A 26333-nucleotide genomic window follows, 5' to 3' on the forward strand; every position below is an offset into this window, starting at 1 on the left:
CAGGGCAACTACCCACTTCCAACGGCCGGGAACCTTGGCCTGCCGGGGAAATCCTGGGTAACGTCCCAGGGGTGAGTGAGCGCAGCTGGGGTTTCCGCACCCGTGCCCTGCACGCCGGGGGCACCCCCGACCCGGCGACGGGGGCCAGGGCGGTCCCGATCTACCAGACGACGAGCTTCGTGTTCGAAGACGCGGCCGACGCGGCCAACCTGTTCGCGTTGCAGAAGTACGGCAACATCTACAGCCGCATCGGCAACCCGACGGTGGCCGCCTTCGAGGAGCGGCTCGCGAGCCTGGAAGGCGGTATCGGCGGGGTCGCGACGAGCAGCGGGCAGGCGGCCGAGTTCCTCACGTTCGCCGCGCTCGCCGAGGCCGGGGACCACATCGTGTCGGCCAGCGGGCTCTACGGCGGCACGGTCACCCAGCTCGACGGCACGCTGCGCCGGTTCGGCGTGGACACGACGTTCGTACCGGGGGACGACCTCGACGCGTACGCGGCGGCGATCACCGACCGCACGAAACTGATCTACACCGAGGTCATCGGCAACCCGAGCGGCGGCATAGCGGACATTTCCGGCCTGGCCGACCTCGCGCACGCCCACGGCATCCCGCTGGTGGTCGACGCCACACTCGCGACGCCGTACCTGTGCCGGCCGATCGAGTACGGGGCGGACATCGTGCTGCACTCGGCGACGAAGTTCCTCGGCGGGCACGGCACCACGCTCGGCGGCGTCGTCGTCGAGTCGGGGAAGTTCGACTGGGGCAACGGCAAGTTCCCGCGGATGACGGAGGTCGTGCCCTCCTACGGCGGCCTGAAGTACTGGGAGAACTTCGGCGAGTACGCGTTCTGCACGCGGCTGCGCGCCGAGCAGCTGCGTGACATCGGCGCGGTGCTCTCGCCGCATTCGGCGTTCCTGCTGCTGCAGGGCGTGGAGACGCTGCCGCAGCGGATGGACGCGCACGTGCGCAACGCGCAGGCGGTGGCGGAGTTCCTGGCCGCCGACGAGCGCGTGGCGTGGGTGAGCTACGCGGGCCTGCCCGACCACCCGCACCACGAGCGCGCGAAGAAGTACCTGCCGCTCGGGCCGGGCGCGGTGTTCTCGTTCGGCGTCAAGGGCGGCCGGGCGGCGGGCGAGAAGTTCGTCGAGTCGGTGGAGCTGCTGTCCCACCTGGCGAACGTCGGCGACGCCCGCACGCTGGTGATCCACCCGGCGTCGACGACGCACCAGCAGTTGTCCGACGAGCAGCTGGAGGCCGGTGGCGTGGGGCCGGACCTGATCCGCCTGTCGATCGGTCTGGAGGACGTCGAGGACATCTGCTGGGACATCGACCAGGCTTTGGCTGCGGCGGTGAAGGCATGAGGACTGCTTGCAGGTCCGAATCATCGAACACCATGCTGGCAAAGGACACTGCCGCGGCTTGCCGCGTCCGACGGGAGGCCGCATGAGTCTGGAGACGAGTGTTCCGGCCGGGGCGGTGCGGTCGGAGGGTGCGGTGTCGTGGACGGCGCCGACCGCGCGGGAACGGCAGGCGATCCTGCGCCGGACGAAGTCGGTGACGATCATCGGCGCGTCGGACAACCCGGCGCGGCCGAGCTTCTTCGTCGCGACGTACCTGCTGTCGTCCAGCCGGTACCGGGTGAACTTCGTCAACCCGCGGCTGAAGACGCTGCTCGGGCAGCCGGTGTACGCGTCGCTGGCGGACGTGCCGGACGTGGACCTGGTGAGCGTGTTCCGCAAGCACTCCGACCTGCCGGACGTCGCGGAAGAGGTGATCAAGGCCGGGGCGCGCACGTTGTGGCTGCAGCTGGGCCTGTGGCACGAGCCGGTGGCCGGACGCGCCACCGAGGCCGGACTGGACGTGGTGATGAACCGGTGCGTGAAGATCGAGCACGCGCGGTTCGCCGGTGGCCTGCACCTCGCGGGCTTCAACACCGGGGTCGTCAGCTCGCGGCGCCAGTCGGCGCCGTGAGGGGAAGGATCGCCATGCCGAAACGGTTGTTCCTGTCATGACCGGAGAGCTGCGGGTGACGTTCGTCGGTGGGCCGACCGCGTTGCTGGAGATCGCCGACCGGCGGCTGCTCACCGACCCCACGTTCAGCCCCGCCGGGGAGTACGAGACCGGGCCGGGACGCACGCTGACGAAGACCGAGGGGCCCGCGGTGCCGCTCGAGTCGCTGGAGCCGGTCGACGCCGTGCTGCTGTCGCACGACCAGCACGCGGACAACCTCGACCCGGCGGGGCGTGACCTCGTCGGGCGGATCCTGCTGACGCTCACCACGGTGAGCGGCGCGCGCCGGCTCGGCGGGACCGCGCAGGGCCTGCCGCCGTGGGCCGCGATCAACCTGGGTTCGCTGCAGGTGATCGCCGTGCCCGCGCAACACGGCCCGGCCGGGGCCGAGGGCGTGACGGGCGAGGTGATCGGGTTCGTGCTGCGCGGGCGGGACGTGCCGTCGGTGTACGTGTCGGGTGACAACGCTTCGCTGGACCAGGTGCGGGCGATCGCGCGCCGGGTCGGTCCGGTGGACGTGGCGCTGCTGTTCGCGGGCGCGGCACGCACCTCGTTGTTCGACGGCGCGCCACTGACGCTCACGAGCGAACTCGCCGCCGAGGCGACGCGCATCCTGAACGCGAAGATCGTGATCCCGCTGCACACCCGCGGCTGGGGCCACTTCACGGAAGGCCCCGACGCTGTGCGCAAGGCGTTCGCGAACGCGGGGTTGAGCGAGCGGTTGCGCGTGCTCGAACCCGGCGAGTCGATCACGCTGGTCTCCCGCCGCGGCGAGTGAGCGGCGTAAGGCTGCTGCCCCTCGGCGAAGTCGCGATCCGCGCCCTCGCCGAGGGGGATTTCGCTGGGGCAGCCCGCTCGGTTCCGGTGCCGCTGCCGCCGTTCTTCGGGCGGCCGGAGTGGGTGCCGGGCTGGGGGCGGGCACGGGCCCGCCTGGACGCCGACCCACGCGCCGCCGCGTGGCTGGCACACGTGATCTGGGACGAGCACCGGCAGCTGGTCGTGGGCCGGGCAGGCTTTCACGACCTGCCCGACCCCGCGGGCCGCGTCGAGGTGACCTACGGGGTCGAGCCCGAGTACCGCCGCCAGGGCTACGCACGTGCCGCGCTGAAGCAGCTGCTCGCGCGGTCGGTCAGGGCGCCGGAGGTGGTGACCGTACGGGCGGTGATCCGCCCGGACAACGTCCCCTCGCGCCGCCTCGTCGCGCAGTGCGGCTTCGTCGAGGTGCCCGCGCATGACGAGCCCGGCGGCCCCTGGGTGGTGTACGAGTTCGACGCCCGCTAACCCCTACTCCGCCCCCTCCAGCACGAAGCGGCTCCGCGAGCGGAGGAACTCCACCACCTCCGCCGGGGCCTTCGCCGGGCTGCCCGCGTCGTGGGGTGGCTGGGGGTCGTACTCGATGCCCAGTTGCACGGCCTGCGACAGGAAATCCCCGCCCAAGCGGTTCGCCAGCGTCAGCGCCATGTCGATGCCCGACGACACGCCCGCCGCGGTCACGTACTTGCCGTCGAAGACCACGCGCTCGCTCACCGGCGTCGCGCCCAGCGCGGGCAGCTGCTCCAGCGCCAGCCAGTGCGACGTGGCGCGCTTCCCCTTCAGCAACCCCGCCGCGCCGAGGATCAGGGAGCCCGTGCACACCGAGGTCGTCCACGTGCTCGTCGCGTCCACCGCCCGCAGCCACTCGTGCACCGGGCCGTCGGCCATGAGCGCCGTCTGGCCCGGTCCGCCCGGCACCACCACGATGTCCGGCCGCGTCACCTCCTCCAGCGGCGCGTCCACCACCAGCCCGAGGCTGCCGATGTCAGTGCGCACGGGACCGGTGCGCTCACCCGTGAAGACGACCTGCGCCTCCGGGATCCGGCTGAACACCTCGTACGGTCCGACGGCGTCGAGCGCCGTGAGGCGGTCATACAGCAGGATGGCGATCTGCATCTCTTTCCCTCCGTAGGCCGGACTGGAACCGGCGGCGGTATTCGGCGGGGCCGACGCCGAGCGTGCGCAGGAACGCGCGCCGCATCGCTTCCGGTGTGCCGAAACCACACCGGTGCGCGATGTGCATGACCCCGTCCGTCGTGTCTTCGAGCTGCCGTCGCGCGGCCTCCAGCCGCACGCGGTCGACGTACCGGCCCGGCGACATCCCGACCTCCGCGGTGAACGCGCGCGCGAAGTGCCGCGGCGACAGGTTCACCCGCCGCGCCAGCGCGTCCACCGTCAGGTCGTCGCCAGGGTGTTCGGTGATCCACTGCTGGATCCCCTGCAGCGGCTCGCTGCTCGCGGTCTGCGTCGCGAGCTGGACGCTGAACTGCGCCTGCCCGCCCGGACGGCGCAGGAACACCACGAGCTGCCGTGCCACGCGCAGCGCCAGCTCCCGGCCGAAGTCCTCCTCGACCAGCGCGAGCGCGAGGTCGATGCCCGCGGTCACCCCGGCCGACGTCGCGACCCGCCCGTCCCGCACGAAGATCGGCTCCGCGTCCACCTCCACGTCCGGGTAGCGGCCGGCGAGCGTGCCGCAGTAGGCCCAGTGCGTCGTCGCCCGGTGCCCGTTCAGCAGCCCGGCTTCGGCGAGCAGGAACGCACCCGTGCACACGGACACCACCTGCCGCGCCTCCCCCGCGTGCCGCCGCAGCCAGCCGACGACGTCAGGATCCGGATCGCGCGTGCCCTCGCCGCCGGGCACGAGCAGCAGGTCCGTCACCCTGGCCCGGCCGAGGTCCTCGTCGGGCGTGACCAGCAGGCCGCTCGACGTGTGCACGGGACGGCCACCGGGGGCCGCCGTCGTGACGGCGTACCCCCGCTCCCCTCGCAACCGGTTGGCGGTGCTGAACACCTCCAGCGGCCCGGTCAGGTCGAGGCTCTGCACGCCCTCGAACAGGACGATCAGCACCGTGCGGGTTCCCATGCCACCCATGCTGGCGGGAGCCGCCCGATGACCACAACGTCGAGGAACCCACCTTTTCGGCCATCAGCCGGACTGCGCCGCCCGGAACCGCTCGGTGAACTCCGACCGGCCGCGCTCGGTCAGCCCGCCGTACAACCGCAGGCGCGCCATGCCGCCGTCGGGGTAGATGTCCAGGCGCAGGTGCGAAAGCTCGCGGGGCTGCTCCAGCGGGAAGCGGTGCCGGGTGTCCGGCTGCAGCCGGGTGCGGGGCAGCACCTCGAACCACGTCTCACCGTCCAGCGAACCCGACAGCGACGCCCAGCCGGGCGCGTTGCCCTTGAAATGGCTGGTGTCCAGCTCCGCCAGCCGCGGCACGCCCTCGCCGGCGAGCGCGATCTCGACCCAGTCGTTGCCGTCGTCGCGGCGGCGGGCGGTCTCCCAGCCCTCCCCCATCACGCTCGCGAAGCCGGGCGAGATCAGGTTGTTCGGCGAGGAGTAGAACATGTTGCTCGCACCCGTCACGCGTGCGCCGTGCTCCAGCGCGGCGAGGTCGAACGAGCCGAGGTCGAGCAGCCGCGGGTCCGCGACCGGCCTGCCGTGCACCCGGAACCGCGCCACCCCGCCGTCCGGGTGGATGCTCAGCCGCACGTGCGTCCACCGACGCGACGAGGAAACCTGGAACGGGTTCTCGCTGTCCCCCTTCAGGGCGGACTTCGGCACGAGCGTCGTCCAGTCCAAAGCGGACAGTTCCCCGGGGCTGGGGTAACCGTCCACCGCGACCGCCTCGACGGACGCGAACGGCGGGTAGTTGCCGGTGAAGAACGCGGTGTCCACGACGACACCGGTCACCACACCCGGCAGTCCGAGGCGGACGATCGCCTGGTCGATACCGGGTTCGCGGCGCCGCCGGGTTTCCCAGCCGTCGTAGATCTGCCCCTTGTGCCCGAAGCTCCACGGCCGGAACTCCGGCTGTTCGGGCTTGATCAGGTTCTCCCGCTCGGCGAACAGCTCGTCGTTCGCCCACACCACGCTGCCCCCGACCCGGCGCGAAGCCAGATCCGGGTCGGCGGTCCACTCCGGACGGTCCACTACTTCCTCCCCCGCACCAGCAACCGGCCCCGCGGCTCTCCGGTGATCTCCTTGCCCCGCAACCACGTCGAGCGCACCGCGCCGGTCAGCGACCGGCCGTGGTAGGCGCTCACCGGGTTGCGGTGCCGCAGGTTCGCCACGTCCACCACGAACTCCTCGTCCGGCGCGAACACGCAGAAGTCCGCGTCGGCACCCGCCGCGATCCGGCCCTTGTGGGTCAGCCCGACCTGCGCGGCGGGGCGCTCCGCCATCCACCGCACCACGTCGGCGAGGCCGAAACCACGCGCACGAGCGCCCGTCCAGACCGCGGGCAGGCCGACCTGCAGGCTGGAGATCCCGCCCCACGCCTCGCCGAAGTCCCCGCTGTCGAAGCGTTTCAGCTCGGGCGTGCACGGCGAGTGGTCGCTGACCACGAAGTCGATCAGCCCGTCGGCGAGCCCCTGCCACAGCTGTTCGCGGTTGCCGGCTTCGCGGATCGGCGGGCAGCACTTGAACTGCGTGGCCCCGTCGGCGATCTCCTCGGCGGTGAACGTCAGGTAGTGCGGACAGGTCTCGACGGTCAGCGACACCCCGTCCTCTCGCGCGGCGGCGATCAGCGGCAGTGCGTCCGAAGAGGACAGGTGCAGGATGTGCACGCGGGCGCCGGTCCGCCGGGCGAGCTCGATAACACGGGCGATCGCGCGGTTCTCGGCCTCACGCGGGCGGGAGCCGAGGAAGTCGCCGTAGTGGCGGCCGTGGGGCTGGGGCGCGTGCTCGATCGTCTCCGAGTCCTCGGCGTGGATGATCATCAGGGCGCCGAGGTCACGCAGCAGGCGCAGGTCGCCTTCCAGCTCCTCGTCGCCGAGCGGCGGGAACTCGTCGACGCCGGAGTGCAGCAGGAAGCACTTGAAGCCGAACACGCCCTCCGCGTGCAGTGCCCGCAGCTCACCGGCGTTGCCGGGGATCGCGCCGCCCCAGAAGCCGACGTCCACGTGCACGCGCCCGGCCGCCGTCTTGCGCTTGAGGTCCAGCGCGGCGACGTCCACAGTCGGCGGCAGGCTGTTGAGCGGCATGTCGACGATGGTCGTGACACCGCCGGCCGCCGCCGCGCGGGTGGCCGTCTCGAAGCCCTCCCACTCGCTGCGCCCGGGGTCGTTGACGTGCACGTGGGTGTCGACGAGACCGGGCAGCAGGACGACGTCCTCGCCCAGCTCCACCGCCCGGTCACCACGCAACGTGCCGTACGGCTCGACCGCGGTCACGGTCTCGCCGTCCACCCCCACGTCGAAGGCCCCTTCACCCGCGGCGGTCACCGCTCGCCGCGCCCGGAACACCAGCCGCATCAGACCTCCTCCCGCCCGGACAACTGGGCTACGAGTTTCAGCAGGGCGCCGTGGTCGAGACCGCCGTGGCCCTGGGCGTTCAGCGCGGCCATCAACTGCGCCACCGCCGCACCCAGCGGGATCGCCACCCCGGCCTCACGCGCGGCGGCCTGCACGATGCCGAGATCCTTGTGGTGCAGCTCGACCCGGAACCCCGGCGTGAACTCGCGCCGGACCATCGCGGCGGCCTTGCGGTCGAGGACGCGGTTTCCCGCCAGCCCGCCCGAGAGCACCTTGATGGCGGCTTCGGTGTCCACGCCGTGGGCTTCGAGGAAGACCAGCGACTCGGCGACGAGCTCGATCGTGCCCGCGACGATCAGCTGGTTGGCGGCCTTGACCGTCTGCCCGGCGCCCGCCTCGCCCACGTGCACGACCGTGCTGCCCACCGCGTCGAGCACCGGGCGCGCGGCGGCGAAGTCCTCGGCGCCGCCGCCGACCATGATCGACAGGCTGCCCTCGATCGCCCCTTGCTCACCACCGGACACGGGCGCGTCGAGCGCCCGCATCCGCTCCGCGATCGCGCGGGACACATCCGGCCGGATGGTGCTGCAGTCGACGAGGAGCGTGCCCGGTTTCGCGTGGGCGAGCACGCCGTCCTCGCCGAGGACGACCGCCTCCACGTCCGGCGAGTCGGGCAGCATCGTGACCACCACGTCCGCGTCGCGCACCGCGTCGGCGACGCTGTCCGCATCCCGCCCGCCGGCCTCGACGAGCCTGTCCACCTTGGCGCGGCTGCGGTTGTAGCCCGTCACGTCGAACCCGGCCTTGACCAGGTTCGCCGCCATCGGACCGCCCATGATGCCCAGGCCGATGAAGCCGATCTTCGTCATCGCCGCCCTCCCAGCCAGCCGAACGAGTCCTCGGTGCGCCCGCTCGGCACGTATTCGAGCCCGACATACCCGTCGTAGCCCGCCTCGGCGAGTTTCGCCAGGTAGCCGGGGATGTCCAGGGCACCGGTGCCGGGCTCGTGGCGGCCGGGCACGTCGGCGACCTGGACGTGCCCGATCCGCGCGGCGTGGTGCGAGATCACCGCGTCGAGGTCGTCGCCGTTGGTGCCGAGGTGGTACAGGTCGAACAGCAGCGCGACGTTGTCCCGGCCCAGCTTGTCGCACACCGCGAGCGCGTCCGCGGCGGCCTTGAGCGGGTAGTTCTCGATTCCCGACAGCGGTTCGAGCACGAGCCGGGCGCCGATGCGGGCGGCGGCCGCCGCCGCTTGGTCCAGTATGGACAGTGCGTGCTCGTCCTGCGCGGTCGGGTCGAGGCCGTCGATGCGGTTGCCGTACAAGGCGTTGAACGTGCGGCAGCCCAGCCGCTCGGCGATGCCGACCGCGATCGCGACGCTGTCGGCCAGCTCCTGCTCCCGGCCGATCCACGACACCAGCCCGCGCTCCCCGGAAGCCATGTCCCCCGCGAAGAAGTTGAGGCTCACCAGGCGCACGCCCGCGTCGGACACCGAGCGCACGAACGCGTCCACCTCGCGGTCACCCGGGTGCGCGGTGTCGAACGGCCACCAGTACTCCACCGCGGTGAACCCCGCCGCGCGGGCGGCCTCGGCGCGTTCCAGCAGGGGAAGCTCGGTGAAGAGGAGCGAGAGGTTCACGTCGTACCGCATGCCGCCTTCTTCCAGATAGCGGAAAGTCAATTCCGTATGTTGAGAATACCGGGATGGTCTTCCCCTGGTCAACGGGCTACCGTGCCAGGAGTGGAGCTGAGAGCCGAGTTCACCACTGAACCCTTCCGCGGCGAAGGCGAGCCTCCCGAACACGCCGTCCGCGCTCGCGAAGCGGCGGTGAAGGCCGGGCTCACGGTGGATTTCGGCCCGCTCGGCACCACCGCGTCCGGCGACTCCGACGCGCTGCTCGACGCCCTGCCCGCCATCGCCCGTGCGGCGCTCGACGGCGGTGCCACGCGCTTCACGCTGCAACTGTCCGCAGGGGACGGTCCGCCCGTCGTCGAACCGGCGCCACAGCTGGCCCGGCTCATCCGCGAGGTCGAAGCGCAGCTGGGCAGCCCGCTCGCCGACCTCGACCGCGCGGGGAAGCAGCGGGCCGTGCGCCTGCTGGAGGAACGCGGCGCGTTCGCCCTGCGGAAAGCCGTCGTCACCATCGCCTCCGCTCTCGGGGTCACCAGGTTCACGGTCTACAACTACCTGAACCGCGAGCATTGACTTCAACAAATTGTTGACGGACTATCAAGCGGTGCCCCTCGACCTGACCGGGTTCAACTCCGCACCTGCCGCCGAACTCCGGCCGGTGCTCAGCGCGTGCCTGGACGTGCCGCGCTGGGTGGAGGCGGTGCTCGCCGGGCGGCCGTACAGCGACGTTGACGCGCTCCAGGCCGCCGCGGACCTCACGTTGACGCCGGACGAGATCCACCGCGCGATGGCCGCACATCCGAGGATCGGCGAGCGGGCGAGTGGCGCGTCGAAGACCGAGCAGTCTGGAGTGGACAGTGCCGCGGCCGAGAAGTTCCGCAGCGCCAACGCCGAGTACGAGGCCCGCTTCGGGCACGTGTTCCTCGTGTGCGCCAGCGGCCGCAGCGGGGACGAACTGCTGGCGAACCTGCGTGAGCGCATGGCCAACGACCCCGACACCGAACTGGCCGTCGCAGGCCGGGAGCTCGTCAAGATCGCCCAGCTGCGGCTGGCGAAGGAGGTGCACGGGTGAGCCTCGTGACCACGCACGTGCTCGACGCCGCGAAAGGCCGTCCCGCCGCGGGTATCGCGGTGCGCCTGGAATCCGGCGGAAAGGTCCTGGCCGAAGGGGTCACGGACGACGACGGGCGCGTCCGCAACCTCGGGCCGGACGAGCTGGCGCCGGGCGTGTACCGCCTGGTCTTCGACACCGGCGAGTACCTCGGGCCGGACGGCTTCTTCCCCGAGATCACCGTGACCTTCCGGATCGCCGACGCGCAGGCGCACCACCACGTCCCGATCCTGCTCAGCCCGCACTCGTACACCACCTACCGAGGGAGCTGACCCGTGGCGATCACCCTGGGGCCCAACCAGTACGGCAAGGCCGAGGTCCGGCTGGTGACGGTGGACCGCAGCACGCCGGTGCACGAGATCAGGGACCTCACGGTGTCGACCTCGCTCCGGGGTGACCTCGCCGCGACGCACCTGCACGGCGACAACGCCGGCGTCCTGGCGACGGACACGCAGAAGAACACGGTGTACGCGTTCGCCAAGGAAAGCCCGGTCGGCGAGATCGAGGACTTCGCGCTGCGGCTGGGGCGGCGCTTCGTGCGCGGCAACATCACCGGCGCCCGCATCCTGATCGACGAACACGCCTGGCAGCGGATCCCCGTGGACGGCAAGCCGCACGAGCACTCGTTCTCCCGCGCGGGAGACGAGAAGCGCACGACGGCGGTGACGGTGGACGGCGACCGCGCGTGGGTCGTCTCGGGGCTGCGTGACCTGGTGGTGCTCAAGTCCACCGGTTCGGAGTTCCACGGCTTCCCGCGCGACGAGTACACGACGCTGCCGGAGACCGACGACCGCATCCTGGCGACCGCGGTCACCGCGCGCTGGCGCTACCAGGGCTCCGGGATCGACTGGGCGAACAGCTTCGGCGAGATCCGGCGCCTGATGTTGGAGACGTTCGCCACGTTGCACAGCTACTCGCTGCAGCAGACCCTGTACGCGATGGGCGAGGCGGTGCTGCGTGAGCGGCCGGAGGTGGCCGAGATCCGGCTCTCCCTGCCCAACAAGCACCACTTCCTGGTCGACCTCACCCCGTTCGGCCTGACCAACGACAACGAGGTCTTCTACGCGGCCGATCGCCCGTACGGACTCATCGAAGGTACGGTGATCCGCGACGACGCCGAAGACGCCGGACTCGCCTGGCACACGCTTCCCGCATTCTGAGGAGTCGCATGACCGCGACGGCGTCCACTGTGGACACCCACCCCGTCGACCGTAAACCCCCCGCCGCACAGCTGGTCGTCGGTGGCGTCCAGCACGTCGCCGCGATGTACGCCGGGGTCGTCGCGCCGCCGTTGATCATCGGCGGCGCCGTGGGGCTCTCGCCGGGGCAGCTGAGCCTGCTGATCAGCGCGAGCCTGTTCACCGCGGGGCTCGCGACGTTGCTGCAGACGCTCGGCGTGTGGCGCTTCGGCGCGCGCCTGCCGCTGGTCAACGGCGTCACGTTCGCCAACGTCGCCCCGGTGCTGGCGATCGTGCAGCAGCACGGGCCGCGGAACGCGCTCGGGCTCGTCTACGGGGCGACGCTCGTCGGTGCCGCGCTGATGGTGCTCGCCGCGCCGTTCTTCTCCCGGCTGACGCGGTTCTTCCCGCCGCTGGTGACCGGCACGGTGATCACGCTGATCGGGGTGTCGCTGCTGCCGGTGGCGGTCGGCTGGATCTCGGACCAGCAGGACAGCGTGCAGCCGCGTGGTCTCCTGCTGGCCGGGATCACGCTGCTCGCGGTGCTGGCGTTCAACCGCTTCCTGTCCGGGTTCCTCAGCCGGATCGCGTTGCTGCTCGGGCTGGTGGTCGGCACGCTCGTGGCGTGGCCGCTGGGGCAGGTCGACACGTCGACACTGCGGGACGCGCCCGCGTTCGGCGTCGCGAGCCCGTTCCACTTCGGCGCGCCGGCGTTCGACGTCGCGGCCATCGTGTCGATGGCGATCGTGATGCTCGTGATCATGGCGGAGAGCACGGCGGACATGCTCGCACTCGGCGAGGTCGTCGGCAGGCCCACGACGCAGCGCACGCTCGCCGACGGGCTGCGCGCGGACGGGCTCGCCACCGCGGTGAGCACGGTCTTCGGCGGGTTCGCGTGCACGGCGTTCGCGCAGAACATCGGGCTCGTCGCGCTGACCCGCATGGTCAGCCGGTACGTGGTGGCGGCGAGCGGGGCGATCCTGGTGCTGCTGGGGCTGTTCCCGGTGGCGGGCGGGATCGTGGCGCTCGTGCCGCAGCCGGTGCTCGGCGGGGCGGGGCTCGTGTTGTTCGGCAGCGTCGCGGTCAGCGGGGTGCGGACGCTCGCCCAGGCGTCGTTCGACAGCCCGGCGAACGTCACGATCGTCGCGGCGGCGCTGGGTGTCGGCGTCATCCCGATCGCCGCGCCGCACTTCTACGCGCACTTCCCGTCGGCCGTCCAGACGGTGCTGAACTCGGGGATCAGCGCGGGCTGCGTCGTCGCCGTGGTGCTCAACCTGGTGTTCGGGAAACGGGAACGAAGGTCCGCAGCTGCTCGCTGAGCACGGGCCGGTCGAACGTCTTCAGCCGGTCAGCCCAGGCGAGCAGGGTTTCCCATGGTGGCACGGAAAGCCCGTACTTCCGGATGTCACGCCGGAACGCCGGGAACCGCAACAGTTTCACGGCCGCCGCGAGACCACCGGGGATGCGGGCGGCGAGCGTGATCAACTTGCCCGGCAGGCCCGGCGGGTAGTTGTCGAAGGCCTCGCACGCGACGAGCACCAGCCGCCCGATGCGCTCGGCGCGGCCCTCGGAGATCAGGAACTGCGCGCCGCCCCAGTCGTTGAGGACGAGCGTCACGGGCGGGGACGGCCGCGCCACCGCCACCGCCACGGTCCTGAACCCCTCACACGCCGGTGATGTGCTCCGGCCGCACGGGAACCCTCGTCAGTGCCCGTCCCGTCGCCGCGCGGATCGCCGCCACGATGGCCGGGGTGGACGAGATCGTGGGTGGCTCGCCGACTCCCCGCAGGCCGTACGGCGCGTGCGGGTCGGCCCGTTCCAGCACGTCGATCGACATCGGGGGCATGTCGAGCACCGTCGGGATCAGGTAGTCGGTGAAGGACGGGTTGCGCACCTTGCCGTCCCGTACCTGGATCTCCTCCATCACCGCCAGCCCGAGCCCCTGCGCGGACCCGCCCTGGATCTGGCCCAGCACCGCCTGCGGGTTGAGCGCCTTCCCGACGTCCTGCGCGCAGTCCAGCGCGACCACCTTCACCAGGCCCAGCTCCACGTCCACGTCCACGACGGCCCGGTGCGCCGCGAACCCGTACTGCACGTGGGCGTTGCCCGCACCGGTCTCCGGGTCGAGCGTCTCCGTGGGCCGGTGCCGCCACTCGACATTCTCGTCGAGGACCGCTTCGCCCAGCACGTCCACCAGATCCGCCAGCACACCATCCCTTGTGGACACCAGCTTGCCGCCGACCAGGTCGAGATCGGCGGACGCGTGCTCAACACGGTCGAACAGCGCCTTGCGCACCGCCAGGCACGCCGCCCGCACCGCACCGCCCGTCACGTAGGTCTGCCGCGACGCCGACGTCGAACCCGCGTTGCCGATCGAGGTGTCCATCGGCAGGATCGTCACCTGCTCGACGCCCAGCTCCGTGCGCACGATCTGCTGCAGCACCGTGACCAGCCCCTGCCCCACCTCGCACGCCGCGGTCTGCACGGTCGCGGCGGGCTCACCGCCCACCACCTCCAGCCGCACGCGCGCCGTCGAGTAGTCGTCGAAGCCCTCGGAGAAGCAGATGTTCTTGATGCCCACCGCGTAGCCGACCCCGCGCACGACCCCCTCGCCGTGGGTCGTGTTCGACACTCCGCCCGGCAGCGTCCGCAGGTCCGGCTCCCCCTCGGGTTCGGGCGGCAGCGGCTTGGCGACCAGGCGTTCGAGCAGCTCCTCGACCGGCGCCGGTGAGTCCACGACCTGCCCGGTCGGCATGACCGAACCCTCGCTCATCGCGTTCCTGACCCGGATCTCCACCGGATCGAGCCCGCACGCCTCCGCCAGTCTGTCCATTTGCGACTCGTACGCGAAAGCCGCCTGTACGGCGCCGAAGCCACGCATAGCGCCACACGGCGGGTTGTTCGTGTACGCGCCCCAGCAGTCGATGCTCACGTTGGGCACGTCGTACGGCCCGACGCCCAGCGTCGCCGCGTTCGCCACCACCGCCGGGGTCGAGGACGCGTACGCACCACCGTCGAGGTAGATGCGCGCCTTGACGTACACCAGTTTCCCGTCCGCGTCGGCGCCGTGCTCGTAGTGCAACGTCGCGGGGTGGCGGTGGACGTGGCCGTAGAACGACTCCTCGCGGTTGTAGACCATCTTCACCGGCTTGCCGGTGTGCAACGCGAGCAGGCACGCGTGAACCTGCATCGACAAGTCCTCCCGGCCGCCGAACGCGCCGCCGACCCCGCCGAGCGTCAGCCGCACCTTCTCCTCGGGCAGCCCGAGCGCGGCGACGATCTGCCGCTGGTCGACGTGCAGCCACTGGGTCGCGACGTACAGGTCGATCCCGCCGTCCTCCGCCGGCACGGCGAGCCCGGACTCCGGCCCGAGGAACGCCTGGTCCTGCATGCCGACCTCGTACGACCCGGTGACCACGATCTCCGCGCGCGCCTCCGGGTCGCCCCGGCGGATCGGCACGTGCCGCACGACGTTCCGCTCCTCGGCCACCGCCTCCTCGGCGTCGGTGACGGGTTCGAGGACGTCGTAGGCGACCTTGATCCGCTTCATCGCGCGGCGCGCGGTCTCCGGGTGGTCGGCGGCGACGAGTGCGACGGGCTCCCCTTGGTACCGCACGACGTTCTCCGCGAGCACGGGCTGATCCGGGTGCTCCAGCCCGTAGCGGTTCACGCCGGGCACGTCCTCGTGCGTGAGTACGGCGTAAACCCCGGGCACCGCAAGCGCTTCCGCGATGTCGACCGCTGTGATGCGGGCGTGCGGGTGCGGGCTGCGCAGCGTCGCGCCCCACAGCATGTCCTCGTGCCACAGGTCCGAGGAGTAGGCGAACTCGCCCCGCACCTTGCCGATCCCGTCCGGGCGGCGCGGGCTGCTGCCGATGCCGCTCGCGGTGCCGGTGGCCTGCTCGGTCGTCGTCATCGCAACCTCCTCGCGGCCGCGGTCAGCTCCCCGGCCAGCGCGTCCTCGTCGGCGGTGCGCAGCTCCCCGTCGGCCACGACGGTTTCGCCGCCGACCATCAGCAGCTTCACGTCCGGCGTGGCGCCCAGCACGAGTGCCGCGACCGGGTCCTCGATGCCCGCGTAGCGCAGCCCGGTCAGGTCCCACACCACGAGGTCGGCGAGCTTGCCGGGTTCGAGCGAGCCGAGTTCGTGCTCACGGCCCAGACAGCGGGCACCGCCCATCGTGCCCAGCACCAGCGCGTCCCGGACGGTCAGCGCCGTCGGGCCGCCCCGCTGCCGGGCCTGCAACAACGCCTGGTGCAGCTCCTCCCCCAGCCCGCCGGACTCGTTGGAGGCCGCGCCGTCCACGCCGAGCCCCACCGGGGCGCCCGCGTCGAGCAGGTCCCGCACCGGCGCGATGCCGGTGCCCAGCCGGCCGTTGGACGTCGGGCAGTGCGCCGAACCGGTGCGCGTGGCGCCGAACCGGCGGATCGCCGTCGGGGCCAGGTGCACGCTGTGCGCGAGCCACACGTCGCCGCCGAGCCAGCCGAGTTTGTCGGCGTACTCGGCCGGGGTGCAGCCGAACTCGGCGAGGCACTGGGCCTCCTCGTCGAGCGTCTCGGCGAGGTGCGTGTGCAGCCGGACTCCCTTGCGGCGCGCCAATTCCGCCGCGCCGAGCATCAGCTGCTCGCTGACGGAGAACGGCGAGCACGGCCCGACCGCGACGCGGATCCGCGCGTTCGGCGACGCATCGTGGTGGGCGTCGATCGCCACCTCGGTGCCGAGCAACGCGGCTTCGGTGTCCTCGACCAGGTTGTCCGGTGGCAAACCGCCCTGCGACACCCCGCGGTCCATCGAGCCACGCACGAGGTGCGCGCGCACCCCGATCCGCCGCGTCGCGTCGACGAGGGCGTGCATCTGGTCGCCGGCGTCCGCCGGGAAGACGTAGTGGTGGTCGGCGACGGTCGTGCAGCCGGTCAGCGCGAGCCGCGCGAGACCGGCGCTGGCCGCGGCGTGCGTGATCTCCGCGTCGAGCCGCCCCCACACCGGGTACAGCTCGACGAGCCACTGGAACAGCGTCGAGTCCGCGGCCAGACCGCGCGTGGCCCACTGGTACAGGTGGTGGTGGGTGTTGACCAGGCCCGGCGTGATGAGGCAGCCGGTCGCGTCGACCACGACGTCACCTTCGCCGGGGCCTTCGCCCACCGCGACGATCCGGTCGTCCTCCACCACGACGTGCCCGGAGCGGTACTCAGTGCCTTGGGCGTCGACCGTCGCGATCGCCGCGTTCCGCAGGACCGTCCTCATCGCTTCGCCGCCATCCGGACCGCGTCCAGGATCTTCTCGTACCCCGTGCAGCGGCACAGGTTCCCCGCCAGCGCCTCGCGGATCTCCTCGTCGGTCGGGTCCGGCACGCGGTTCAGCAGGTCGTGTGCCGCGACGACGAGCCCCGGCGTGCAGAACCCGCACTGCACGGCGCCCGCGTCGACGAACGACTGCTGCACCGGGTCGAGCCGCTCACCCTCGGCGAGCCCCTCGACCGTGCGCACCTCGCGGCCCTCCGCCTGCCCCGCCGCGACGAGGCAGGAGCACACCGGAACGTCGTCGAGGTACACCGTGCACGACCCGCATTCGCCCTGCTCACAGGCGTTCTTCGAGCCCGGGAGGCCGAGCCGCTCACGCAGCACGTACAGCAGGCTTTCGCCCTCCCACACGTCGTCGGCCTGCCGGGCCTCGCCGTTCACCGTCACGTTCAGGCGCATGCCTGGCCCTCCTCGGAGTTTTCGCGCCAAGCCCAGCCCAGCGTCCGCCGGGCCAGCACGGACAGGGCGTGCCTGCGGTAGGCGGCGGTGCCGCGCACGTCGTCGATCGGCTGCGCCGCCGCGGCGACCAGCTCTCCGAACCGGCGCTTGAGCGAGTCCGGCAGCGGCGCGCCCCACTCCAGCTCGGCGGCCAGGAACTCCTCCGCCTCGGGCACCCGGCGCGGGGTGGGCGCGGCGGAGCCGATGGCCGCCCGCACCTGTCCGCGGTCGAGCGCGAGCGCGAACGAGCAGACCGCGATGACCATCGCGTTGCGCGTGCCGACCTTCGCGAACTGCTGGGAGCCGGAGCGCGGCGGCAGGTGCACCGCGGTGATCAGCTCGTCCTCGGCGAGCGCGTTGCGCTTCACGCCGACGTAGAACTCCTCGGCCGGGATCCGCCGGGTGCCGCGCACGGAGGCCGCCTCGATCTCCGCGCCCGTCACGAGCAGCACCGGATGCGTGTCCCCGGCCGGTGAGGCCGCCCCGAGGTTGCCGCCGACCGTGCCGCGGTTGCGGATCTGCGGCGAGCCGACCGTCCGCGAAGCCATCGCCAGCCCCGGCAGCCGCTCGCCCAGCTCGGTGATGACGCGGGTGTAGGGCACCCCGGCGCCCAGCCGGACACCGGAGTCCGAAGTGGACCATTCCGTGAGCTCGCGGACGCGGGTGAGGTCGAGCAGCGCGGCGGGACGGCGGTGGTCGAAGTTCAGCTCGACCATGACGTCGGTGCCGCCGGCGATCGGTACCGCGTCGGGCCGCTCGGCCTTGAGGGCCAGCGCCTCGGCCAGCGTCTGGGGTCGCAGGAAGTCCACCCGGTCAGTACAACGCCGTGACCCACGCCACGGCAACGGCGCGGAAGTACGAACCCACGCCCTGGTCAGGGCCGGTCGTTCGTACTTTCCCCCAGTCCGTGTTAACGCGAAGGTGTGTACGCGGCCAAAGTGCGTTCCGCGGCGGCCGCGGCCACATTCGGCGCCGCTCCCGCCGCCTCGTACGCCCCGCGCCACGCGTCGTTGCTCGCGGCGAGGTACTTGTAGTACTCGTCCGAGCTCTCCCAGCCCGCCGGCTGCTTGAAACCGGCGAGGTGGACGCCGAGCCCGAGCACGACCAGGTCCCAGCCGATGCCCACCGCACCCGGGCCGAACTGGTCCCACTGCTGCTCGTCGTCGAGCCCCGAATGCTCCAGCTCGAACATCGTGCCGCCCTTGACCGGTTTCAGCCGCACCTCGACCGTCGACGGCGGCGCCTGCCCGAACTCCCAGGTCACCTGCAGCAGCCGCGGCGCCTGGCACCGCAGGATCTCGCCGTGCGCGTTGTCCTCCAGCTGGTAGCGGCCGCCCACCGTCAGGTCGCCGCTGACCGGCAGGAACCAGCTGTTCAGCCGCTCCCGCTCGGTGCAGGCACCCCACACGTCCTCCGGTTCGGCGACGTAGCCGCGCCGCAGCACCACCGACCGGTCGCCCACCTGCCGCTTGACGGCGCCGATCTGCGCGGCGATGTCCATCCCCTGCTCCTCTCCGAACTCCGCGCCCCCGGTTCACTGTCCCCGGCCCCGCGCGCTCGCGCATCTCCAGCGGACGGCCCGTCACTAGGATCGGCTCGTCATGACCCTGGTGAAGACGCTGCTGGAGATCCCCGAACTGCGCCTGCGGCTGCGCACGGGATCGGCGCTGCTCGACCGCGCGGTCAGCCGGATCTACGTGACCGAGCTGCCCGACCCGAGCCGGTACGTGTCCGCGGGCGAGGTCGTGCTCACGGGCCTGCTCTGGTGGCGGCGGCCGGGGGACGCCGAACCGTTCGTGGCGGCGCTGGCGCGGGCCGGCGTCGCGGCGCTGGCGGCGTCGGGCGCGGACACCGAGGGCATCCCCGACGACGTCGTGCGCGCGTGTGCCCGGCACCGGATCCCGCTGCTGGAGGTGCCCGCCGACCTGTCGTTCGCGGTGATCACCGAACGCGTCGTGCTGGCGCTCGCCGCCGACCGCGGCCGCGAGCCGAGCGGGGCGCGCAAACGCTTGCTGTCCTCGGCCGACGCACCCCTGCCGGTCCTGCTGAGGCAGGGCGCGCAGGAACTGGGGGCGCCGTGCTGGGTGCTGTCCGCCACGGGGCGGGTCGTGGGCGGCACCGCCCCGGAGGCGCCGCCCGTCGAGTGGTACACCCCCGGCCGCGAGCGCGTGGTCGCCGACCGGTACACGCTCCTGCCGGTGGGTGGGCGGTTCGCCGTGCCGTGGGTCCTCGCCGTCGGCTCGCCCGAAACCGGTGAGCTCGCCGACGAACTGGCCGGGCTGCTCAGCCTTGCGCGGGCACGCGCCGAGCAGGTGCGCCGCACCGCCGACCGGGCCGCGGAACCGCTGTTCGGCGCGCTCGGGAGCGGCGCGGGCGACCTCGCGGCCGCCTTCGCCGCCACCGGCCGGGCCGAACCGGTGCGGGTCGTGGTGCTCCGCACCCCGGACGACGAACCGGCGCTCGCCGCGGAACTGCTGGCCGAGCTGGTCGCGGACGTCCCCGCCTCGCTGGGCTCACTCGGCGACGACGCGTGTGCCGTCATCGAGGCGGACGAGCAGTGGCCGGACACGGCACGCACCCGGTTGTCCACTGTGGACCTTTTCGTCGAGGTTTCCCGTGTCTACGCCGGGATCAGCGGGCCCGCGACGGTGGACGGCCTGCGTGGCGCGGCACAGGAAGCGCTGCACGCCGCGGAGGTGGCGGCCCGCCGCTCGCAGCGGCTGGCCGTCGTCGCGGGCGAGGACGTCGCGGTGCACCGGCTGCTCGTCGCCGGTGCACCCGACGAGCTGCGGCGGTCGGTGCGGGAGCGGGTGCTCGGCGGCCTGCTCGCCTACGACGCGGCGCAGGGCACCGATCTCGTGCACACCGTCAGGGTGTTCCTCGAATGCTCCAGCTCCCCCACCGCCGCCGCCAAGGCCCTGCACGTCCACGTCAACACCCTGCGCTACCGCATCGCCCGCGCGTCCGAGCTGCTCGGCCTCGACCTCAACGACTTCCGCACGCAGGTGGACGTCTACCTGGCGCTTCAGGCCGGGTAGTCCGGCAGGACGAGCCCGTTGTAGACGTCGTCCCGCTCTTCGGGCGTGCCGAGGGCGCCCGCGCGCAACGCCTCGTTGCGGGCGGCCAATGCCTCCTCCGTCCGCGGGGACAGCGCCCCGCTGCCGCCGAGGGCGAGCGCCTGGTTCCGGTTCACGAAGTCCCGCGCGGCCTCCTCGTAGGCGGTGAACGCCTTGGCGTGGTCGTCACGGGAGGCCAGCTCCCCCGCCAGCAGGTACGCACCCACGAGCGCGATGCTCGACCCCTGGCCGGAGAAGAAGGACGGGGCGTACGCGGCGTCGCCGACCAGCGCGACCCGCCCGGAGGACCAGCGCGGCAGGTGGATCTGGCTGACCACGTCGAAGAACAGGTCGTCGGCGGTCCGCATCCTGGCGACCAGGTTCGGCAGCTGCCAGACCTGCTCGGGGAACATCGAAGCGACGAGGTCCCGCTGCGCGGCGGGGTCCGCAAAGGCGTCGAACGGCGGGTCCTCCCGCAGGAACGTGAGGAAGCCGTGCACGTCGCCCTGCTCGCGCGGGGCGTAGAGGACGGCCGTGCGCCCGGCGGCGTTCCAGGCGACGCCCTCCTGCGAGAGTCCCAGCTCGTTGGGCACCGTGAACCCGGCGAAGCAGTATTCGAGGTAGCGGTGGAACGGCGCCTCGGGCCCGAACAGCAGCTCGCGCGTGCGCGAGTGCAGGCCGTCCGCGCCGACGACCAGGTCGAAGCGACGGCGGGTCCCGCTGCGGAAGGTGACGTCCACGCGGTCGTCGTGCTGGTCGAAGGTGTCGATCGAGTCGCCGAAGAGGTACTCGACGCTGTCGCGGGTGATGTCGAACAGCGCGTTCGCCAGGTCGCCGCGGGGAATCTCGATGTCGTGTTCCTTGTCCCCGCCAGCGAGTTCCTGCGGGGAAACGCTGGTGATCGGCTCGCCCGCCGGGTCCAGGAAGGTGAGCTTGCGGACGTCGACACGGGCTTCCCGCAGGCGCGGCAGGATGCCCATGCGGTCGGCGACCTCGACGGCGGTGCCGCGGAGGTCGATCGGGTAGCCGCCACCGCGCAGGGCCTGTGCCCGCTCGACGATGGTGACCTCGAAGCCGTAGCGGTGGAGCCAGTAGCCGAGCGCGGGGCCGGCGATGCTGGCACCGGAGATCAGGACGGTGGTCATGGTGGAGTCCCCCTGGTCGATTAGGTAACTTAGGTAGCTTTCTGAGCCCGAACATATACCTAAGTTAGGTATCTATCAAGGAGGTGGTCATGGCCGAGCCCACGCTGCTCACGCTGCTGCCCCACCTGATGCGGCTGAGCCGGGTGATCGGCCGCGGCCAGCTGGTGGAGCGCGCGATGGCCGCCACGAACTCGGGACTGGACCGGCCGGCCATGTCGGTGTTGTTCCAGCTGCGCATGGCCGAGGAGCCGCTGCGCATCGGCGAGATCGCCGCGCGGATGGAAGTCGCGGGGCCCCACGTCACGCGGCTGGTGCAGGGCATCGAACGGCGGAAGCTGGTGCGGCGGGTGGTCGACCCGCAGGACCAGCGCGCCCGGTTGATCGACCTGACGCCCGAGGGCAGGCAGGTGACGGACCGGTACCTGGAGACGATCCTGGGCTGGTTCGAGGAGGCGCTGGCAGCCTGGCCCGCCGACGACCGCGACCGGTTCGCCACGCTGACGAAGCGCTTCGCCGACGACCTGGCGAACCGCCTGGCGCGCTTGGACGAGGAGGATTAGGCGGGGCGCGGTCCCGCTTCCCGGCGGGCGTAGGCGTCCAGCCGCGCCCGGGGCAACGGCATCTCCGCCTCGTCAAGAGCGCCGCAGTCCAAACCCCGGCACAGGAACATTGCGAGCGCCTGTGCCGTCGCCGGTTCGTCCAGCACGCCGCTGTCGGCCTGGGCCGCGTAGTCACGAAGGCGCGTCGCAGCTGACGGGAGGCCCTCGCGGAAGAACGTGTACGTCGCGGCGAAGCGGGTCGGCAGCTGGTGCGGGTGCAGGTCCCAGCCCTGGTAGAACCCGCGCTCCAGCGAGCGCCGCACGAGGCGCAGGTGCTCCCGCCAGCCCTCCAGCAACCGCTCCCCCACCGGCAGCCGGTTCGTCGAGCCGTCCGACAGCCGCACCCCCGTCCCGGCGACGCTGACCTGCATGAACGCCTTCGCGAAGTCCGCCGCCGGGTGCTCCATGCTCTGGTACGCCGCCGCGATGCCCAGGCCCGCGCTGTAGTCGTACGTGCCGTAGTGCAGCCCGCTGCACCGCCCCTGCGCGGCCTCGATGATCCGCGGCACGGCGACGGCCCCGGAAGCGTCCACAATGGACTGCGAAGTCTCGATCTGCACCTCGAAGCGCAGCGTCCGCTCCGCGAGCCCGTACGCCTTCTCCAGCTCGCCCAGCACGTCCGCCGCGACCGCGACCTGCTCGACGGCCGTCACCTTCGGCAGCGTCACCACGAACCCCCGCGGCAGCTCACCGCCCTCCAGCACCGCGCCGAGGAACAGGTCCAGCGTGCGGATCCCCCGGCGCCGCGTGGCCCGCTCGAAGCTCTTGAACCGGATGCCCACGAACGGCGGTGACTCCCCGCCGGCGAGAACCCGGCCGCAGGAAACCGCCGCGGCGTCCTCGGCCTCGTCGCCCGGGTGGCCGTAACCGTCCTCGAAGTCGATCCGCAGGTCCTCGATCGGCTCGGTCGCCAGTTTGCGCTCCACGCGCGTGACGATCCCGGGGTCCAGCCCCAGTTCCTCGCCGCGCTCGACGAAAACCGCCCGCGCCCGCTCACCCCACTCGGCGAGCAGGCCGGGCGCGTACCGGTGCGCCGGCACGTACACCGTGTGCACCGGCTGACGGCCGGCCGGCTCACCGGGGTACCGCGCCGCCACCCTCGCGTCCACTTCGGACAGACGGGCGTCGGCGGCGTCGTACACCGCGTCGGTGAGCCGGCCCGTCACGTCAGGAGATCCGCTCGTAGGCCGACAGGGTCAGGAAGTCGACGTACTGCTCGGCGAGCGCGACCTCCTCGAACAGCTCGACGGCCGGCGTGAGCAGCTCGGCCGGGATCTGCCCGTCCAGCTCCTTGCGCACGTCGTCGAGGACCGAGCGCACCAGCTCACGCGTGACCTTCTCGCCGTTGTCGAGCGTGATGCCGTTCTGCACCCACTGCCACACCTGCGAACGGGAGATCTCGGCGGTGGCCGCGTCCTCCATCAGGTTGTGGATGCCCGCCGCGCCGTTCCCGCCCAGCCACGACGCGATGTAGCGGACGCCGACGTCGACGGCGCCCCGCAGCCCGGCCTCGGTCGCCGCGCCCTCGGTCGCCGCCACGTTGAGCAGGTCGTCCGCCGTGACGTGCACGTCCTCGCGCTTGCGGTCCAGCTGGTTGGGCTTGTCACCGAGGACCTTGTCGAACTCCTCGCGGCACAGGTCCACCATGCCGGGGTGCGCGACCCACGAACCGTCGAAGCCGTCGTTGGCCTCGCGAGCCTTGTCGGCGTGGACCTTCTTGGAGGCGTTCTCGTTGACCGCGGGGTCCTTGCTCGGGATGAACGCCGCCATCCCGCCGATCGCGAACGCGCCGCGCTTGTGGCAGGTGCGCACGAGCAGCTCGGTGTAGGCCCGCATGAACGGCGCCGTCATGGTCACGCTGTTGCGGTCCGGCAGCACGAACTTCTCACCGGCGTCGCGGAAGTACTTGATGATGCTGAACAGGTAGTCCCAGCGGCCCGCGTTGAGGCCCGACGCGTGCTCACGCAGCTCGTAGAGGATCTCCTCCATCTCGAACGCCGCGGGGATGGTCTCGATCAGCACCGTCGCGCGGATCGTGCCGTGCTCGATGCCCAGCTCCTTCTCGGCGTGGGTGAACACGTCGTTCCACAGCCGCGCCTCGAGGTGGCTCTCCATCTTCGGCAGGTAGAAGTACGGGCCCTTGTCGCCGGCCAGCAGCGCACGGACGTTGTGGAAGAAGTACAGCCCGAAGTCGACGAGCGCGCCGACGCCCTTGCGGCCGCCGAAGGTCAGGTTGCGCTCGTCGAGGTGCCAGCCGCGCGGGCGGACGACGATCGTGGCGAGCGGAGCGTCTTTCCGCAGCTCGTAGTGCTTGCCGTTACTGTCGAGGCTGATGTCGCCCCGGATCGCGTCACGCAGGTTGACCTGGCCGCCGACGACGTTGCGCCAGTGCGGCGTGTTCGCGTCCTCGAAGTCCGCCAGCCACACCTTCGCGCCCGAGTTCAGCGCGTTGATGGTCATCTTGCGGTCGGTGGGGCCCGTGATCTCCACGCGCCGGTCCCGCAGCGCGGGCGGCGCGGCCGCGACCTGCCAGTCACCCTCGCGGATGTGCTGGGTCTCGGGGAGGAAGTCGAGCCTGCCGGTCCGCTTCGCCTCCTCGCGGCGCTTCGCGCGGGCGGCGAGCAGCTCGTCGCGCCGGGCCGCGAAGTTGTCGTGCAAGCCGGCCAGGAAATCCAGCGCCTCCGGCGTCAGGATCTCGTCGCCTCGCTCGACCTGTCCGCCGAGCACCTGGACCTCAGACATGCGGCAACACTCCAAAAGACAGACATACGGTTTCTACATGACGGACTATAGTTTCTGCATAGCGGAAGCTCAACGTGAGGAGAGCGGGTGGCCGAGGAGAAGAGCGGGCGCGACGGCAGCGTCCAGTCGCTGCGTCGGGCCTTCGAGCTGCTGGAGCGGCTGGCGGACACCGGGGGCGAGGCGAGCCTGTCCGAGCTGGCGGCGACGTCCGGGCTGCCGATGCCGACCATCCACCGGCTGATCCGCACCCTCGTCGCACTGGGGTACGTGCGGCAGAACACCAACCGCCGGTACGCGCTGGGCGCGCGGCTCATCCGCCTCGGCGAGAACGCGAGCATGCAGTTCGGCACGTGGGCGCGGCCGCTGCTGGCGGAACTGGTCGACGAGGTCGGCGAGACGGCGAACCTGGCCGTGCTGGAGCGCGACGAGGTGGTGTACGTGGCGCAGGTGCCGTCGAAGCACTCGATGCGCATGTTCACCGAGGTCGGCCGGCGCGTCCTGCCGCACGGGACGGGCGTCGGCAAGGCGATCCTGTCGCAGCTGCCGCCGGAGGAGGTGCGCGCGCTGCTGCGGCGGACCGGGATGCCGTCGTACACCGAGCACACGATCACCGACCCGGAGGAGATGCTCCGTCACCTCGCGGCGATCGCGCGGCAGGGCTACGCCGTGGACGAGAGCGAGCAGGAGCTGGGCGTGCGCTGCGTCGCCGCGCCGCTGACCGGCACGCCCGCCCCCGCGGCGGTTTCGGTGTCAGGGCCGGAGGGGCGGCTGACGAAGGAGGCCGTGTCGCGCATCGCCCCGGCGGTGCAGCGCGTGGCGGAGACGCTGTCGGCCCACCTGGCGAACGAGGACCTGAGCGCCTAGGCGGCGAAGGGGTCGGTGTCGTCTTCGGGAACGCGGTTCCTCACAACCTTTTCGTGGATGGCCCGGAGCTCGGGCCGCGCGACGTAGTGACGGCCCCGCTTCTCCCCGGCGGCTTCGAGCAGACCGGCCGTCACCAGCGCCCTGAGGTCGCGGCTCGCCGTGGCATCGGTGATCTCCTCGGGGGTGTCCTGGAAGTAGGCGCGGTAGGTGGCGTTGCGCACCCGGAGGCCGACCATCGCGTCGAAGAGCGCCATGATGCTCCGCTCCGGCAGCCTGTGCTTCTCCACCAGCAGTTCCAGCTCGGACCACATCCGGCTGCTCTCCCGGATCCGGCGGAGCATCGTTCTGGCCTGGCGGACGTGGGCTGTCATCGTGAACCGGATCCACGGCCGCGCGTCACGACCGGGCTGCCACGTCCCGCCGCCCACCATCGCCAGCACGTCGTAGTACGCCTGCGTGTTACGTCCGAGGTACTCCTCGATGCTCATGAACACCGGGTTGAGGACTCCACTGCGGGCGAGCACGAGGCTCTGGAGGCAGCGCGCCATCCGCCCATTGCCGTCGCGAAACGGGTGCACCATGACCAGGTTCAGGTGGGCCATCGCCGCCCGGACGATGTCCGGGCAGTCCGCCTTCTCGTTCAACTCGGTCGCGAGTTCCCTCATGAGGGCGGGCACCTGCTCGATCTCGGCGCCTTCGTGCACGATCTCGCCGGTCGCGTCGTTGCGCACGTAGATCGGACCGGCTCGCCACCGGCCCGGCCGGTTCTTGAGTGCGTAGCTGGTCATCATGTAGTGCAGGCTTTTGAAGAGCTGGTCGCTGTAGGTGAAGTCGTCGTCCTCGGCCACCTGCAGCACGTACGTCATAGCCTCGCGATAGCCGCGCAGCGCGAGTCGTGTCTCCTCGTCAGCGTCTAGACGAGTAATGCGTAACTCGGTCAGTGGTCGTAGGCGGTGAGGGATCGGGTGACG

Annotated in this window: 28 protein-coding genes; 12 read left to right on the forward strand and 16 right to left on the reverse strand. The window is 71.7% G+C overall.

Annotated elements, in window-relative coordinates:
* The first annotated feature begins 71 nt into the window (after positions 1-71).
* The 4 genes from ABFX51_RS31760 to ABFX51_RS31775 all read left to right on the forward strand — a co-directional run bounded on the left by ABFX51_RS31760 (position 72) and on the right by ABFX51_RS31775 (position 3291).
* On the forward strand, positions 72-1361 hold the full coding sequence (locus tag ABFX51_RS31760) for an O-acetylhomoserine aminocarboxypropyltransferase/cysteine synthase family protein (RefSeq protein WP_091513506.1): 1290 nt from the start codon (positions 72-74) through the stop codon (positions 1359-1361).
* An 82-nt stretch (positions 1362-1443) separates the two neighbouring features.
* Positions 1444-1971: a CoA-binding protein gene (locus ABFX51_RS31765; RefSeq protein WP_091513508.1), complete on the forward strand. Its 528-nt coding sequence runs from the start codon at positions 1444-1446 to the stop codon at positions 1969-1971.
* A gap of 37 nt (positions 1972-2008) precedes the next feature.
* Positions 2009-2788 (forward strand): MBL fold metallo-hydrolase, encoded by a 780-nt coding sequence (locus ABFX51_RS31770; protein ID WP_091513511.1) that lies wholly within the window; start codon positions 2009-2011, stop codon positions 2786-2788.
* Positions 2785-3291 (forward strand): GNAT family N-acetyltransferase, encoded by a 507-nt coding sequence (locus ABFX51_RS31775; RefSeq protein ID WP_091513513.1) that lies wholly within the window; start codon positions 2785-2787, stop codon positions 3289-3291. The genes ABFX51_RS31770 and ABFX51_RS31775 overlap by 4 nt, the downstream gene beginning before the upstream one ends.
* A gap of 3 nt (positions 3292-3294) precedes the next feature.
* Here the strand turns inward: ABFX51_RS31775 and ABFX51_RS31780 are convergent, their stop codons facing one another.
* From ABFX51_RS31780 to ABFX51_RS31805, 6 genes are all read right to left on the reverse strand, one after another.
* On the reverse strand, positions 3295-3939 hold the full coding sequence (locus ABFX51_RS31780) for a DJ-1/PfpI family protein (RefSeq protein WP_091513516.1): 645 nt from the start codon (positions 3937-3939) through the stop codon (positions 3295-3297).
* The gene (locus tag ABFX51_RS31785) at positions 3914-4906 is read right to left on the reverse strand and encodes a GlxA family transcriptional regulator (protein ID WP_091513517.1); all 993 of its coding nucleotides are present in this window, start codon (positions 4904-4906) and stop codon (positions 3914-3916) included. The genes ABFX51_RS31780 and ABFX51_RS31785 overlap by 26 nt, the downstream gene beginning before the upstream one ends.
* A 63-nt stretch (positions 4907-4969) precedes the next feature.
* Positions 4970-5974, reverse strand: a complete 1005-nt coding sequence (alc, locus tag ABFX51_RS31790) for an allantoicase (RefSeq protein WP_091513520.1) — start codon at positions 5972-5974, stop codon at positions 4970-4972.
* Complete coding sequence (allB, locus tag ABFX51_RS31795) at positions 5974-7296, reverse strand: allantoinase AllB (RefSeq protein WP_091513523.1); 1323 nt, start codon at positions 7294-7296, stop codon at positions 5974-5976. The genes alc and allB overlap by 1 nt, the downstream gene beginning before the upstream one ends.
* Positions 7296-8165, reverse strand: coding sequence for a 2-hydroxy-3-oxopropionate reductase (locus tag ABFX51_RS31800; protein ID WP_091513525.1), 870 nt, complete (start codon positions 8163-8165; stop codon positions 7296-7298). The genes allB and ABFX51_RS31800 overlap by 1 nt, the downstream gene beginning before the upstream one ends.
* Complete coding sequence (locus tag ABFX51_RS31805) at positions 8162-8947, reverse strand: hydroxypyruvate isomerase family protein (RefSeq protein ID WP_091513528.1); 786 nt, start codon at positions 8945-8947, stop codon at positions 8162-8164. The genes ABFX51_RS31800 and ABFX51_RS31805 overlap by 4 nt, the downstream gene beginning before the upstream one ends.
* A 90-nt stretch (positions 8948-9037) precedes the next feature.
* Here ABFX51_RS31805 and ABFX51_RS31810 point away from each other — a divergent pair, with 90 nt between their 5' ends.
* The 5 genes from ABFX51_RS31810 to ABFX51_RS31830 are packed head-to-tail and all read left to right on the forward strand — an operon-like array spanning position 9038 to position 12537.
* A complete protein-coding gene (locus ABFX51_RS31810) occupies positions 9038-9502 on the forward strand; it encodes a helix-turn-helix domain-containing protein (protein ID WP_091513531.1) in 465 nt (154 codons plus the stop codon).
* A 31-nt stretch (positions 9503-9533) separates the two neighbouring features.
* Entirely contained in the window at positions 9534-10001 is a 468-nt protein-coding gene (gene uraD, locus ABFX51_RS31815; protein ID WP_091513533.1) for a 2-oxo-4-hydroxy-4-carboxy-5-ureidoimidazoline decarboxylase, read from the forward strand.
* A complete protein-coding gene (gene uraH / locus ABFX51_RS31820) occupies positions 9998-10312 on the forward strand; it encodes a hydroxyisourate hydrolase (RefSeq protein ID WP_091513535.1) in 315 nt (104 codons plus the stop codon). Before uraD ends, uraH begins: the two co-directional genes overlap by 4 nt.
* 3 nt (positions 10313-10315) lie before the next feature.
* Complete coding sequence (gene pucL, locus ABFX51_RS31825; RefSeq protein ID WP_091513537.1) at positions 10316-11200, forward strand: factor-independent urate hydroxylase; 885 nt, start codon at positions 10316-10318, stop codon at positions 11198-11200.
* An 8-nt stretch (positions 11201-11208) separates the two neighbouring features.
* Entirely contained in the window at positions 11209-12537 is a 1329-nt protein-coding gene (locus tag ABFX51_RS31830; protein WP_091513540.1) for a nucleobase:cation symporter-2 family protein, read from the forward strand.
* Here the strand turns inward: ABFX51_RS31830 and ABFX51_RS31835 are convergent.
* The 6 genes from ABFX51_RS31835 to ABFX51_RS31860 all read right to left on the reverse strand — a co-directional run bounded on the left by ABFX51_RS31835 (position 12488) and on the right by ABFX51_RS31860 (position 18457).
* Complete coding sequence (locus tag ABFX51_RS31835; protein WP_091513541.1) at positions 12488-12868, reverse strand: hypothetical protein; 381 nt, start codon at positions 12866-12868, stop codon at positions 12488-12490. The genes ABFX51_RS31830 and ABFX51_RS31835 overlap by 50 nt on opposite strands.
* 13 nt (positions 12869-12881) lie before the next feature.
* The gene (gene pucD, locus ABFX51_RS31840) at positions 12882-15134 is read right to left on the reverse strand and encodes a xanthine dehydrogenase subunit D (RefSeq protein ID WP_346055904.1); all 2253 of its coding nucleotides are present in this window, start codon (positions 15132-15134) and stop codon (positions 12882-12884) included.
* The gene (locus ABFX51_RS31845; protein ID WP_346055905.1) at positions 15131-16462 is read right to left on the reverse strand and encodes an 8-oxoguanine deaminase; all 1332 of its coding nucleotides are present in this window, start codon (positions 16460-16462) and stop codon (positions 15131-15133) included. Before ABFX51_RS31845 ends, pucD begins: the two co-directional genes overlap by 4 nt.
* Positions 16459-16917: a (2Fe-2S)-binding protein gene (locus ABFX51_RS31850; protein ID WP_346055907.1), complete on the reverse strand. Its 459-nt coding sequence runs from the start codon at positions 16915-16917 to the stop codon at positions 16459-16461. The genes ABFX51_RS31845 and ABFX51_RS31850 overlap by 4 nt, the downstream gene beginning before the upstream one ends.
* Positions 16908-17765 carry an FAD binding domain-containing protein gene (locus ABFX51_RS31855; RefSeq protein ID WP_346055908.1) on the reverse strand — a complete coding sequence of 286 codons (858 nt, stop codon included), beginning with the start codon at positions 17763-17765 and terminating at the stop codon, positions 16908-16910. The genes ABFX51_RS31850 and ABFX51_RS31855 overlap by 10 nt, the downstream gene beginning before the upstream one ends.
* A gap of 101 nt (positions 17766-17866) precedes the next feature.
* Positions 17867-18457, reverse strand: a complete 591-nt coding sequence (locus ABFX51_RS31860) for an SRPBCC family protein (RefSeq protein ID WP_346055909.1) — start codon at positions 18455-18457, stop codon at positions 17867-17869.
* A 100-nt stretch (positions 18458-18557) separates the two neighbouring features.
* On the opposite strand from ABFX51_RS31860, the gene ABFX51_RS31865 reads away from it, so the two are divergent.
* The gene (locus ABFX51_RS31865; protein WP_346055910.1) at positions 18558-19994 is read left to right on the forward strand and encodes a PucR family transcriptional regulator; all 1437 of its coding nucleotides are present in this window, start codon (positions 18558-18560) and stop codon (positions 19992-19994) included.
* Here ABFX51_RS31865 and ABFX51_RS31870 read toward each other — a convergent pair.
* Entirely contained in the window at positions 19982-21157 is a 1176-nt protein-coding gene (locus tag ABFX51_RS31870) for an FAD-dependent monooxygenase (protein WP_346055911.1), read from the reverse strand. The two genes, ABFX51_RS31865 and ABFX51_RS31870, sit on opposite strands and share 13 nt — an antisense overlap.
* Positions 21158-21246: 89 nt before the next feature.
* Here ABFX51_RS31870 and ABFX51_RS31875 point away from each other — a divergent pair, with 89 nt between their 5' ends.
* Positions 21247-21717, forward strand: coding sequence for a MarR family winged helix-turn-helix transcriptional regulator (locus ABFX51_RS31875; protein ID WP_346055912.1), 471 nt, complete (start codon positions 21247-21249; stop codon positions 21715-21717).
* Here the strand turns inward: ABFX51_RS31875 and ABFX51_RS31880 are convergent.
* Both ABFX51_RS31880 and aceB read right to left on the reverse strand, forming a co-directional pair.
* Positions 21714-22922 carry a DUF6986 family protein gene (locus ABFX51_RS31880; protein ID WP_346055913.1) on the reverse strand — a complete coding sequence of 403 codons (1209 nt, stop codon included), beginning with the start codon at positions 22920-22922 and terminating at the stop codon, positions 21714-21716. The two genes, ABFX51_RS31875 and ABFX51_RS31880, sit on opposite strands and share 4 nt — an antisense overlap.
* Before the next feature lies 1 nt (position 22923).
* Entirely contained in the window at positions 22924-24498 is a 1575-nt protein-coding gene (gene aceB, locus ABFX51_RS31885; RefSeq protein ID WP_346055914.1) for a malate synthase A, read from the reverse strand.
* 87 nt (positions 24499-24585) lie between these two features.
* On the opposite strand from aceB, the gene ABFX51_RS31890 reads away from it, so the two are divergent.
* Positions 24586-25362, forward strand: a complete 777-nt coding sequence (locus ABFX51_RS31890) for an IclR family transcriptional regulator (RefSeq protein WP_346055915.1) — start codon at positions 24586-24588, stop codon at positions 25360-25362.
* Here the strand turns inward: ABFX51_RS31890 and ABFX51_RS31895 are convergent.
* Positions 25359-26228, reverse strand: a complete 870-nt coding sequence (locus ABFX51_RS31895; protein WP_091513565.1) for a Fic family protein — start codon at positions 26226-26228, stop codon at positions 25359-25361. The two genes, ABFX51_RS31890 and ABFX51_RS31895, sit on opposite strands and share 4 nt — an antisense overlap.
* Positions 26229-26333 lie beyond the last annotated feature (105 nt).

Origin of the sequence: Amycolatopsis dongchuanensis (assembly GCF_039542405.1) — a bacterium.
Lineage (GTDB): Bacteria > Actinomycetota > Actinomycetes > Mycobacteriales > Pseudonocardiaceae > Amycolatopsis_E > Amycolatopsis_E sacchari.